The following is an 11639-nucleotide window of genomic DNA, read 5'->3' on the forward strand; positions in this document are numbered from 1 at the left end:
TAGGTCCGGGCAACCCCACCGTGGGCGAGGACGTCGTGGTGACGGAGGTCGTCCCGGTCGGCTAGGGGATCGACTCGTCCTCGACGGGATCGGTCTCCGCGGCGATGAGCTCGTCGGGCTTCTTCGTGAGGACGTTGTCGATGTAGTCGCGGGCGGTCTCGAAGATGCCGATCTCGTGGCCGGCGCGCTCCGAGAGGTACCACCGGTGCACCAGGATCTCGTGGTAGATCTCGGCCGGCTCGAGCTTGCCGCGTGCCTCGCGGGGGACCATCTCCATGATCGGCTCGTAGATCTGGGTCATCCAGCGACCGGCCACCAGGTGGCGGTCCTCGCGGCCGAGGTCGTAGTGGGCGGTGAAGGACGCCAGGTCGTTGAGCAGCCGCCGGGCCTGGTTGTCCTCGACGTTCATGCCGGTGAGGGACTGGAGCTCACGACGGTGGTGGCCGAGCTCGACGACCTTGGGCTGGATGCGTACCCGGTCGCCGTCGAAGTCCGTGACGATGTCGAGCTCGTCGACGTCGAAGCCCATGTCGTTGAGCCGCTCGATGCGGCTCTCGATGCGCCACATCTCGTCGGCGGTGAACTCCTCCTCGCTGGTGAGCTCGCCCCAGAGGTTGTCGTACTGCTCGCGCAGCCGGGTGATGACCGCGAAGTTGTCGAACTCCTCGCTCACCGTGCCGCTGGCCTGGAGGTCCATCAGCTCCGCGAAGATGTTCTCGGTGCCGACGGTGAGGTCGTGCTCGCGCATCCGGTCGCTCACGTCGTGGTGCAGCTCGCCGGTCTCGGCGTCCACGAGGTACGCCGCGAAGTCGCCCGCCGCGCGCCGGAACAGCACGTTGGAGAGCGAGACGTCGCCCCAGTAGAAGCCGGACAGGTGCAACCGGACGAGCAGCACGACGATCGCGTCGATGAGGCTGGGCAGGTTGTCGGCCGTCATGCCGTGCGAGAACAGGCTGCGGTAGGGCAGCGAGAAGCGCAGGTGCTCGGTCATCAGCGCCGCGGGGAGCTCCTCGCCCTGCTCGTCCACCCGGCCGGCGACCACGCCCTGCGGCATCACGGCCGGGAGGCCCTCGCGCTGGAGGTCCCGCAGCAGGCGGTACTCGCGGAAGGCGATGTCCTCCTGGGTCTCCTTGACCGCGTAGGTGCGCGACCCGAGGCGGACGATGCGGACGACGTGGCGGCTCAGGCCGCGCGGCAGCGGGACGACGTACTCGTCGGTCCACTCCTCCAGGGGTGTCGACCACGGCAGCTTCACGATCGCCGGGTCGGGACGACTCGCCACGATGCGCAGGGCCATGGAGGGCAACCTACTCCTGACGGAGCCCCGGTCGCCGGTGCTCAGTCGTCGAGCAGCCAGACGTCCAGCCGGGCCGTGTCCGAGGCGGGTACGACGAGCACGCCGCCGGCCGCCGCGGCGTCGGCGCCGCCGGGCTCGGTGCCCAGGAGGTGGGTCCCCCGGGCGGCGCCCGGCAGCGTGAACGACTCGCCGCCCGCGCGGCGGGCCACCACCAGCAGGCGCTGGTCGGCGAGCTCGCGGACGTAGGCGATGGTGTCGTCGTCGACGTGGGCCCAGCGCAGCGCGCCGCGGCGCAGGGCGGCGTACGAGCGTCGTACCCGGGCGAGGTCGGAGTAGGCCGCCAACGTCGCGGTGTCCCACTCCTCGCGCCGGTGCCAGGGCATGGTGCGCCGCGCGTCCTCGCCGTTGACGCCCTCGAGGCCGATCTCGTCGCCGGCGAAGACCATGGGCACGCCGGGCAGCGTGAACTGCAGGCCGGCCGCGACCCGGTGCACCTGCGGTGACCCGACGAGGGTGCGGATCCGCGCGGAGTCGTGGGAGCCCAGGATGTTCCACGACTGGCTCGTCGCCCGCCAGCCGAAGGCCGCGTGCCAGGCACGGAAGGTGTCCACGACGGCACCGCCGTCGCGCCGGGGCACCTGCACCGGCCGGCCGAAGGCGCGGGCGGGGGACGCGGGGTCGCGCAGCCACGACCAGACCGGCCAGGAGAAGCCGGAGTAGTTCATCGTGCCGTGCCAGCCGTCGCCGTCGATGTCGCCGGAGGCGTCGTGGTTGTGCTCGCCGATGACGAGCGGGTCCTCGCGCAGCTCCTCGGCCGTGCGCCGCGCGGCGCGAGCCACCTCGTGGGCCACGTCCAGGGCGCCGAGCCGCCCGGTCATGTTGGCCACGTCGATGCGCCAGCCGTCGACGTCGTACGGCGGTCGCAGCCAGCGCCCGACCACCGAGTCGGGGCCCTCGACCATGGCGGCGCGGAGCTCGGGGTCGCCGTGGTTGACCTTGGGCAGGGTGGTGTGGCCCATCCAGCTCGCGTAGGAGCCGTCGGACTCGAAGTAGTAGTAGGACCGGGTCGGGGCGGTCGGGTCCGCCGAGGCCTGGGTGAACCACTCGTGGGTGTCGCCGGTGTGGTTGGTGGTGAGGTCGCCCAGGATCCGCCAGCCGCGGGCGTGCACGGCGCTCGAGAGCCGCTCGTAGGCGTCGTCGCCGCCGAGCAGCGGGTCGACGTGGTCGAAGGTGGTCGCGTTGTAGCGGTGGTTGCTCTCGCCGGGGAAGACCGGGGTCGTGTAGACGATGTCGGCGCCCACCTCCGCCACGTGGTCGAGGTGCTCGGTGAGGCCGTCGAGGTCGCCCCCGAAGAGCTGGAGGGGGGTGTGCGGGTCGCGGCCCTCGAAGACCACCTCGTCGTCCCAGCCGGCGGCCACCGCCCACGGGGGAGTGGGGCGGTTCGCGGCGGCGGCCGAGCGTGCGAAGCGGTCGGGGAACACCTGGTAGACGACCCCGTCGCGGCCCCAGTCCGGCGCCGCGGCGTAGGCGCTGAGGACGTGGTCGGTGGCGTCCGGCACGTCGATGGCGACGAGCCCGGCCGCGGTGAGCCACTCCTGCTCCCCGTGCCCGTCCGCCCCGTCGCGCACCAGCAGGAAGCGGTAGTGGGTGACCGGGTTGTGCACCGGCAGTGCGCCCGACCACCAGGTCACCTCGCCCTCGGTGGTGGGGGTCATCGGGTGGTAGACGGGCTCGGCGTCGTACGTCGTCCGCAGCCACACCGCCTCGACGGGGTCGGCCGCGCTGGTCCGCACCCGGACGGTCACCATGTCGCCGAGGCGGGGCGACTCGTCGGACACGAAGAGCGGGGAGCCGTCGTGGTGCGGCTGGTCGAGCAGGGACATGCCCGCATTCTCGCAGCAGTCCTCCGTCTAGGATTGCCCGCGCTGCCTCACAGCACGCCGGTGTAGCTCAGTTGGTAGAGCGCCTCTCTTGTAAAGAGGATGTCGCGGGTTCGACTCCTGTCACCGGCTCCGCCGCGCCCCGGTGCGTCCCGCTGCGGGCCGGAGTGTGGGCGATCGCGGTCATCTGTCGACTGCCGACGCCCACGGTCCCCGATCGTCAGGTGCGTCAGCGGACCTGCGTGACCTCGAACTGCATCTGTGGGCGCGCGAAGGCGTCCTGGGCCGCGATGAGCCGCAGCTCGCGCTCGCCGGAGTCGAGGGTGGCCTGGAGGAGGTCGAAGACCGAGCTCACCGTCGCGGCCAGCGCCTGCGCGGGCGAGCCGGTGGTGTGCAGGTGCGCGGTGAAGAGGGCGGCCGTGACGTCGCCGGAGCCGTTGGCCTTCATCGGCAGCCGCGGGGTCTGCACGATCCACGCCCCCTCACCGGTGACCGCCATCATCTCGATGGTGTCGGCCGGGGCGTCCGGGCGCGCGACGCTGGTGACCAGGACGGTCGAGGGGCCCATCGCCATCGCCCGGTCCGCGGAGTCGAGCGTCTCCTCGAGGGTGCGCGGCTCGGTGCCGGTGAGGAAGCCGAGCTCGAACTGGTTGGGCGTGATCACGTCGGCCACCGGGACCACCCGCTCGCGGATGATCGGCGGGATGGCCGGGTCGACGAAGCAGCCCGACGTCGCGTTGCCCATCACGGGGTCGCAGGTGTACGTCGCCGCGGGGTTGGCCGCCTTGACGCGCGCGACGGCGTCGAGGATGACGTCCGCGATGCCCGAGCCCCCCTGGTAGCCGGAGAGCACCGCGTCGACCTGGCCGAGGACGCCGCGGTCCTCGATGCCGGTGATCACCTCGGCGACGTCGGTGGGAGGGAGCAGCGGCCCGCGCCACGCGCCGTACCCGGTGTGGTTGGAGAAGACGACGGTGGAGACCGGCCACACCTCGTGCCCGAGCCGCTGGAGCGGGAAGACCGCTGCGGAGTTGCCGACGTGGCCGTAGGCGACCGAGGACTGGATCGAGAGGACCTTCATCCGACCGAGACTAGTGATGCGGCGCTCGTCGGCGGAAACCCGCGGCTCAGGCGACCTGGAGCGACCGCTTGGACAGGCCCATCCAGTAGCCGTCGATGACCTGGATTCCCGGCTCGTCCGGCGTCGTCGCGGCACCGAGGGTGACGAAGAGCGGGGTGTAGTGCTCGACGGTCGGGTGGGCGTAGGGCATGCCGGGCGCCCTCGAGGTGTACGCCGCCAGCTCGTCGACGTCGCCGCGGGCGAGGGCGTCGGCGGCCCAGAGGTCGAAGTCGACCGACCAGCCCGGTGCGGTCGCGTCGAGGCGCCAGTCGTTGAGGAACGGCAGGCCGTGGGTGAGGAAGCCGGAGCCGATGATGAGCACCCCCTCGTCGCGCAGCGGCCGTAGCCGCTCGCCGAGCTTCATGAGGCGCACCGGGTCGTGGGTGGGCAGCGACATCTGCAGGACCGGGATGTCGGCCTCGGGGTACATGATCCGCAGCGGCACCCAGGCACCGTGGTCGAGCCCGCGCTCGGCGTGCTGGTGGACCGGCTCGGCGGGCGGCATGAGGCCGGCGATGCGGCGCGCCAGCGCGGTGGCGTCGGGCGTCTCGTAGGTCATCCGGTAGTACTTCGCGTCGAAGCCGCCGAAGTCGTAGACGAGCGGCGCTCCGCTGGCGGACAGGCTCACCGGGGCCGACTCCCAGTGGGCGCTGACGATGAGGATCGCCGTCGGGCGCGGGAGGTCGGCGGCCCACGCGGCGAGCTGGCCCGACCAGGTCGGGTCGTCGAGCAGCGGGGGAGCGCCGTGGCCGATGTAGAGGGCGGGCATCCGGGTCGTCATGTCATCCATAGTAGTTCAACCTTCAAGTAGTTGCATCCCATGTCGGGTAGTCCGTGACGTTCGGACCTCGATCGTGGCCCCGGGAGGGTCCGTTCGTCACGGACTACCCCGCGAGGCGCCAGTCCACCGGCGTGCCGCCCTGCTCCTCGAGCAGCCGGTCGACCCGGGAGAACGGTCGGGACCCGAAGAAGCCGCGGGACGCCGACAGGGGTGACGGGTGGGCCGACTCGACCCCCGGGATGTCTCCCAGCATCGGCTTCAGAGACTGCGCGTCGCGACCCCACAGGATCGCCGCGCACGGCCCGCCCCGCGCGGCGAGCACGCGGATCGCCCGCTCGGTGACCTCCTCCCAGCCACGGCCGCGGTGCGAGGCGGCCTGGCCCGGGGCGACGGTGAGGACCCGGTTGAGCAGCATGACGCCCTGGTCGGCCCACGCGGTGAGGTCGCCGTGGGACGCACGTGGGATCCCGAGGTCCGCCTCGAGCTCGGTGTAGATGTTGGCCAGCGACCGCGGCACGGGTCGCACGTCGGGGGCCACCGCGAACGACAGCCCGATCGGGTGGCCCGGCGTCGGGTAGGGGTCCTGCCCGACGACCAGCACCCGCACGTCGGCCAGCGGGCGCTGGAAGGCCCGCAGCACGTGGTCGCCGTCCGGGAGGTAGCCGCGCCCCGCGGCGATCTCCTCGCGCAGGAAACGCCCCATCGCCTCGATCCGTGGCTCCACCGGGGCCAGGGCCTCGGCCCAGTCGGTCGCCATGCGTCCGGAGTCCACCAGTGCCTGCAACGTGCTCATCCCGGCGACGCTAGCGGGTCGACCCGACGCGCGCGATCAGCGCACCGGCCGCGACAACCGGTCCAGGAAGGCCACCAGCAGCGCCTCGCGCATCGCCGGGGACGCCACGTCGAGCATCGCGTTGACCTCGGCCATCCGCTCCGGGAGCGCGAGCGACCCGTCGGCCGACTCGCCCACCAGCCCGGACGCGGCCAGCAGGCCGTCGAAGTCGTCGTCGCCCAGCGTCGCGGGGTCCAGCGACTCGATGAAGGCCACGACCCCGGCGTCGACGGCCACCGGCCCGGCGGCCTGCGCCGCGGTGACCGAGTCGCGCAGCGCCGTCGTGAAGTCGTCGAGCCCGGCGAGGGTCGCGGCGCTCACCGAGAGGTGCACGCTGGCGGGCTGCCCGGCGTACGACAGCTGCGGCTGGACGTACCAGCCCCGCGCGACCATCTCGTCGGTGAGCGTGAACGGGTCGCACGACCCGTCGGTGGCGAGCGCGACGAGCGTCGACTCGGGGGGTACGACGACGCGCAGCGCGGGCACGCCCTCGACGGCGGCGACGATCCGGTCGACGGCCTCGAAGACCTGGCCGGCGAGCCGGAGGTAGCCCGCGTCGCCGATCGCGGTGACCACCGCCCAGGTCCCGGCGATCGGCCCGCCGGAGCGGGTGGACTGGGTCGTCTGGTTGAGCATCGTGTAGCCCGGCCACGCGGCCGAGGCGAAGAACTGCGGCTTGCGCAGCGCGGCGTCGCGGTGGAGCAGGATCGAGGTGCCCTTGGGGGCGTAGGCGTACTTGTGGGTGTCGACGCTGATCGAGGTGACGCCCTCGACCGCGAACGTCCAGGGCGTCACCGCGCGCCCCAGCCGGGCGGCGTACGGCAGGACCCACCCGCCGATGCAGGCGTCGACGTGGCACCGCACGCCGGCCGCCGCTGCCGCTGCCGCGATCTCGGTGACCGGGTCCACCACGCCGTGGGCGTACGACGGCGCGCTGGCCGCCACGAGCACCGTGCGGTCGTCGATCGCGGCGGCCATCGCGGCCGCGTCGGCGCGGAAGTCCGCGCCGACCGGCACCAGCACCGCCTCGACGCCGAAGTAGTGCGCCGCCTTGTGGAACGCCGCGTGCGCGGTCGCGGGCAGCACCATCGACGGTCGCTCGACCTCGGGGCGTGCGTCGCGAGCGCCCTGCACCGCGAGCAGGATCGACTCGGTCCCGCCGGACGTCACCGTGCCGACGGCCGAGGCCGGGGCGTCGAGCAGCCCGCAGGCGACGCCGACGAGCTCGTTCTCCATCTGCAGCAGGCTGGGGAAGGCGGTCGGGTCGAGGGCGTTGGAGCCGGCGTACGCCGCCACCGCCTCGCGCCCGATCCGGTCCACCTCGGGGTCGCCGCCGTCGTAGACGTAGGCGAGGGTGCGACCGCCGTGGACGGGCAGGTCGGCCGCCTGCATCGCGTGCATCCGGTCCAGGGGATTCATCTCGTGGCCTCCGTGGTCGCGCGGGCGACGGCGTCCGCGTCGAGGGTGTAGCGCCGCAGCCACAGCAGGCTGAGCAGGGTCAGGGCGGCGGGCAGCAGCGAGAACCCGAGGGTGATCGCGGTGACCGCCGAGTCGGGCTGGGCGACGTCGCCGCCCTCGGAGGAGACGTAGCCGCCGAGGGCGAGCACGACCGCGAAGACGGCCGGCCCGAGCGCGAGCCCGAGGGTCTCGCCCGCGGTCCAGACGCCGGTGTAGACGCCGGCCCGGTTCTCGCCGGTCCGCGCGGCGTCGGTCGCGGCGGCATCCGGCAGCATCGCCATCGGGAAGACCTGGCAGCCGGCGTAGCCGACGCCCACCAGGCCGGTGGCCGCGAACGTCACCGCGGCCGGGGCGTAGGGCGCGAGCACCGCCAGGGCGGCGCCGGTGGCCAGCACCAGCGAGGACACGACGTAGCCGCGCTGCTTGCCGACGCGGGCGCCGTACCGCGCCCAGAGCGGGGTGAGCACCAGGGCGGGGCCGACGAAGCAGACGAACAGGATCGACGAGGCGCCCGTCCGCCCCAGCACGTCGGTGGCGAGGTAGTCGACGCCGGCGAGCATGCAGCCGGTGGCCAGCGCCTGGAGGACGAAGGTGGTCAGCAGCAGCCGAAAGTCGCGGGCGGTGGCCACGATCCGCAGCTGCTCGCGCAACGAGCCGGCCCCGGCGGCGACCGCGCCGATCGGCGCGCGCCGCGTCCCGACGTACGCGCACACGACGCCCACGCCGATGAGGACCGCCATCGCCACGCCCATCACCCGGTAGCCGTCCCGGCCGCCGACGGCGTCGCGGATCACCGGCGCGGTGGCCCCGGCCAGCATGATCGTGAAGGCCAGGATCGCCACGCGGGCGGTCATCAGCCGGGTCCGCTCGTCGTACGACGACGTGATCTCGGCCGGCATCGCGACGTACGGCACCTGGAAGAAGGCGTACGCCGTCGCGGCCAGCACGAAGAAGACCAGCACCCACCCGGCCTCGAGCACCTGCGAGCCCAGGTCGGGCGCGGCGAAGATCAGCGCGAACGCGCCCGCGAGCATCACCCCGGCCCGGAGCAGCCACGGCCGGCGCGGGCCCGCCGGGTCGACGGTGCGGTCGCTGACCCGCCCGGCGATCGGGTTGAGCAGCACGTCCCACGCCTTGGGCGCGAAGACGACGAGGCCGGCCCACAGGGCCGCGATGCCCAGCGTGTCGGTGAGGTAGGGCAGCAGCATCAGGCCCGGCACGGTGCCGAACGCGCCGGTGGCCACCGAGCCCGACCCGTAGCCCCAGCGCACGCTGCGCGGCAGGGTGCCGCCGGTCTCGTCCATGACGTGACTCTAGGGGTCCCCGCGAGCGCCCCTCAGCCGCCGAGCGAGCGCGACCCGGCCGAGCCGTAGCGGCGCGTCGGGTTGGCGCCGATGGCGTCGGGGGACGGGGTCACCTTGGGGGCCGCTCTGCGGGTGGTGGTCTTCCGGACGGCCGGCGGCTTCCTGGGCGCCGCACCCGTCTTCTTCGTGGCCTTCGCGGCAGCCTTCCTCGTCGTACGACGCGCGGGCGCGGGGTCGTCGGTGGACCACTGCTCGATCCACTCGTCCAGCACCCGCCAGGTGGAGCCGCGGGCGGCGCGGCCGGTCAGCATGCCCAGGTGCCCGCCCGGGACGATCTCGAAGCGCACCTCGCGCGAGCCGCTGAGCAGGGGGACGACGGGTCGCACGGCGGCCACCGGTGCGATGCCGTCGCCCGCGCCGCCGAAGACCAGCACCGGGGCGGTGATCGCCGACAGCTCGATGGTGCGGTCGCCGAGCTCCATCGCGCCGCGGGACAGCGAGTTGCCCTTGACGAAGCGGTGGTAGAGCTGGCCGAAGGTCCGGCCCGGGTAGGCGATCATGTTGGCCATGAAGCGGTCGACCGCCTCGAGCTGGGCGAGGTAGTCGGTGTCGTCGAGGTGCGTCAGGACCACCACCGGCTTGGTGACGACCTTCTGGACCGACGCGGCCGTGAAGACCCAGTTGACGAGGGGCTGCGGGACCCCGCCGAGCGCGCGGTAGGTGCGGGTGAGCAGCCCGCGGCCGTCGGTGAGGTTGAGCAGGGGGCGCACCGGTGCGACGAGCGGCACCTTCTTGACGTCGACGGGGGAGCCGAGGACCGTCAGGGACGCGATGGGCAGCTCGGGCTGGTCGGCCGCGGTGAGCATCGCGAAGATGCCGCCCAGGCTCCAGCCGACCACGTGCACCGGGCGACCCCCGGCGTGCTCGGACACCTCGCGGATCGCCTGGGGGAGGACGTCGTCGATCCAGTGCTCCATCCCGAGGTTGCGGTTGCGGAAGGAGACCTGGCCGTACTCCACGAGGTAGGTCCGGCGGCCGAGGGAGACGAAGTGCTCCACGAGCGAGCAGCCGCGCCGCAGGTCGTAGCAGAGCGCGGGGGCGGCCAGCGGCGTCACCAGCAGCACCGGGTCGCCCGACTCGTGCACGGCGGTGGGCCGGTAGTGGTAGACCTCCCGCAGCTCTCCGTCGTCGATCAGCGTGCGCGGCATCGGTCGCAGGTCGGCGAGCCCGCCGTACAGCACCTTGTGGGCGACGTTGCCCGCCGCCGCGACCAGCTGGTCGGGCTTCGGTGGGAGGAGGTCCATGGGGCTGAAGATACGCCGACGCACCACGCCCCTGCGGAGGTTGCCTGCGACCCGGTACGGCGCTAGACCTGTCCCATGAAGTGGAGCCTCGCCGCCCTCGGGGCTGCCGCCGTCGCCGGCACCGTCGCCCACGACGTGACCCAGCGCCGGCACGCGATCATCCGGAACTTCCCGGTGGTGGGGCACCTGCGGTTCTTCCTCGAGCGCTTCGGGCCCGAGCTGCGGCAGTACATCGTCACCAGCAACGACGAGGAGCGGCCCTTCAGCCGCGACCAGCGCTCCTGGATCTACGCCAGCTCCAAGCTGGAGAACAACTACTTCGGGTTCGGCACCGACAACGACATGGAGAACGTCGAGGGCTACCCGATCATCAAGCACCGCACCTTCATGGGGCCGGGCGCGGCGACGATGCCCCACGCCGACGACGAGATCACCCTGCCCAGCGCCAAGGTGATGGGCGCGGCGCGAGGTCGCAGGCACGCCTTCCGCCCCGCGTCGGTGGTCAACATCTCGGGGATGAGCTTCGGCTCGCTCTCCGGCAAGGCGGTCGAGTCGCTCAACAAGGGCGCCGCCCTGGCCGGCTGCCTGCAGAACACCGGCGAGGGCGCGCTGTCGCCGTACCACCGCAACGGCGGCGACGTCGTCTTCCAGATCGGCACCAGCTACTTCGGATGCCGCGACGAGCGGGGCCGCTTCGAGCTCTCCCGCCTCGTCGACCTGGTGCAGTCGGCGCCCGTGCGCGCCATCGAGATCAAGCTCTCCCAGGGCGCCAAGCCCGGCCTGGGCGGCATGCTGCCGGGGGAGAAGGTCAGCGCCGAGATCGCCGAGATCCGCGGAATCCCGGAGGGCAAGGACTGCGCCTCACCGAGCCGCCACGAGGTCTTCGACGACGTCGACTCGATGCTCGACTTCGTGGAGACGGTCGCCGACGCCACGGGCCTGCCCGTCGGCATCAAGTCCGCGGTCGGCAACATGACGCTGTGGGACCAGCTGGTCGAGGCGATGGCCGCCGGCGGGCGGGGGGTCGACTTCGTCAACATCGACGGCGGCGAGGGTGGCACCGGTGCGGCGCCGATGATCTTCGCGGACTCGGTGGCCTACCCGTTCCGGATCGCCTTCAGCGAGGTCTACCGCCGCTTCGCCGCCGCCGGGCTCACCGACGACGTCACCTTCATCGGTGCCGGCAAGCTCGGCATCCCGGAGAACGCCGTCGTCGCCTTCGCGCTCGGCGCCGACATGGTCAACGTCGGCCGCGAGGCGATGATGGCCATCGGCTGCATCCAGGCGCAGAAGTGCCACACCGACCACTGCCCGGTCGGGATCGCGACCCAGAACCCGCGCTACACGTTCGGCCTCGACGTCGAGCTCAAGAGCGTCCGCGCGGCCAACTACGTCCGCTCGCTGCGCCGCGACCTGCTCAAGGTGTCCGAGGCCGTGGGCGTCGTCCACCCCGGCCTGATCACCCCCTGGGACGTCGACATCCTCACCGGCCAGCGCTCGAGCGAGAAGCTCCACGACGTCTACGGCTACGAGGACGACTGGGGCGCGGTGGGTCCCCGCCTGCGCACCGCGATCGAGGAGATCATGGTCGCGCAGGGCGAGTCCCCGCTGCCGCACCCCACCACCCGCTGAGCCCGGGCACGCCGACACCGGCGCGGCGGCG

The 11639-nt window shown here is 72.8% G+C and carries 9 protein-coding genes and 1 tRNA gene; 2 read left to right on the forward strand and 8 right to left on the reverse strand.

Going from position 1 to position 11639, the window contains the following annotated elements:
* Window positions 1–61 precede the first annotated feature (61 nt).
* Window positions 62–1297: a DUF4032 domain-containing protein gene (locus tag ASG94_RS13420; protein ID WP_056926940.1), complete on the reverse strand. Its 1236-nt coding sequence runs from the start codon at window positions 1295–1297 to the stop codon at window positions 62–64.
* Window positions 1298–1338: 41 nt separating this feature from the next.
* Window positions 1339–3180 carry a glycoside hydrolase family 13 protein gene (locus tag ASG94_RS13425; RefSeq protein WP_056926941.1) on the reverse strand — a complete coding sequence of 614 codons (1842 nt, stop codon included), beginning with the start codon at window positions 3178–3180 and terminating at the stop codon, window positions 1339–1341.
* Window positions 3181–3236: 56 nt separating this feature from the next.
* On the opposite strand from ASG94_RS13425, the gene ASG94_RS13430 reads away from it, so the two are divergent.
* A tRNA-Thr gene (locus ASG94_RS13430) sits at window positions 3237–3309 on the forward strand.
* A 97-nt stretch (window positions 3310–3406) separates the two neighbouring features.
* Here ASG94_RS13430 and pdxY read toward each other — a convergent pair.
* From pdxY to ASG94_RS13460, 6 genes are all read right to left on the reverse strand, one after another.
* Window positions 3407–4258, reverse strand: coding sequence for a pyridoxal kinase PdxY (pdxY, locus tag ASG94_RS13435; protein ID WP_056926942.1), 852 nt, complete (start codon window positions 4256–4258; stop codon window positions 3407–3409).
* Window positions 4259–4304: 46 nt separating this feature from the next.
* Window positions 4305–5078, reverse strand: a complete 774-nt coding sequence (locus ASG94_RS13440; RefSeq protein WP_235537268.1) for a dioxygenase family protein — start codon at window positions 5076–5078, stop codon at window positions 4305–4307.
* A 103-nt stretch (window positions 5079–5181) separates the two neighbouring features.
* A complete protein-coding gene (locus ASG94_RS13445) occupies window positions 5182–5871 on the reverse strand; it encodes a uracil-DNA glycosylase (RefSeq protein WP_056926943.1) in 690 nt (229 codons plus the stop codon).
* Window positions 5872–5907: 36 nt separating this feature from the next.
* Window positions 5908–7329: a pyridoxal phosphate-dependent decarboxylase family protein gene (locus ASG94_RS13450; protein WP_056926944.1), complete on the reverse strand. Its 1422-nt coding sequence runs from the start codon at window positions 7327–7329 to the stop codon at window positions 5908–5910.
* A complete protein-coding gene (locus tag ASG94_RS13455) occupies window positions 7326–8672 on the reverse strand; it encodes an MFS transporter (protein WP_056926945.1) in 1347 nt (448 codons plus the stop codon). Before ASG94_RS13455 ends, ASG94_RS13450 begins: the two co-directional genes overlap by 4 nt.
* A 32-nt stretch (window positions 8673–8704) precedes the next feature.
* A complete protein-coding gene (locus ASG94_RS13460) occupies window positions 8705–9976 on the reverse strand; it encodes an alpha/beta fold hydrolase (RefSeq protein ID WP_056926946.1) in 1272 nt (423 codons plus the stop codon).
* Window positions 9977–10051: 75 nt separating this feature from the next.
* On the opposite strand from ASG94_RS13460, the gene ASG94_RS13465 reads away from it, so the two are divergent.
* The gene (locus ASG94_RS13465) at window positions 10052–11608 is read left to right on the forward strand and encodes an FMN-binding glutamate synthase family protein (protein ID WP_056926947.1); all 1557 of its coding nucleotides are present in this window, start codon (window positions 10052–10054) and stop codon (window positions 11606–11608) included.
* The last annotated feature ends 31 nt before the right edge of the window (window positions 11609–11639 follow it).

Origin of the sequence: Nocardioides sp. Soil805, assembly GCF_001429625.1 — a bacterium.
GTDB lineage: Bacteria > Actinomycetota > Actinomycetes > Propionibacteriales > Nocardioidaceae > Nocardioides.

Coding starts and splice junctions, on each gene's coding strand:
- ASG94_RS13420 (WP_056926940.1), bottom strand. CDS start 1,297: ATGGCCCTGCGCATCGTGGCGAGTCGTCCCGACCCGGCGATCGTGAAG.
- ASG94_RS13425 (WP_056926941.1), bottom strand. CDS start 3,180: ATGTCCCTGCTCGACCAGCCGCACCACGACGGCTCCCCGCTCTTCGTG.
- pdxY (WP_056926942.1), bottom strand. CDS start 4,258: ATGAAGGTCCTCTCGATCCAGTCCTCGGTCGCCTACGGCCACGTCGGC.
- ASG94_RS13440 (WP_235537268.1), bottom strand. CDS start 5,078: ATGACGACCCGGATGCCCGCCCTCTACATCGGCCACGGCGCTCCCCCG.
- ASG94_RS13445 (WP_056926943.1), bottom strand. CDS start 5,871: ATGAGCACGTTGCAGGCACTGGTGGACTCCGGACGCATGGCGACCGAC.
- ASG94_RS13450 (WP_056926944.1), bottom strand. CDS start 7,329: ATGAATCCCCTGGACCGGATGCACGCGATGCAGGCGGCCGACCTGCCC.
- ASG94_RS13455 (WP_056926945.1), bottom strand. CDS start 8,672: ATGGACGAGACCGGCGGCACCCTGCCGCGCAGCGTGCGCTGGGGCTAC.
- ASG94_RS13460 (WP_056926946.1), bottom strand. CDS start 9,976: ATGGACCTCCTCCCACCGAAGCCCGACCAGCTGGTCGCGGCGGCGGGC.
- ASG94_RS13465 (WP_056926947.1), top strand. CDS start 10,052: ATGAAGTGGAGCCTCGCCGCCCTCGGGGCTGCCGCCGTCGCCGGCACC.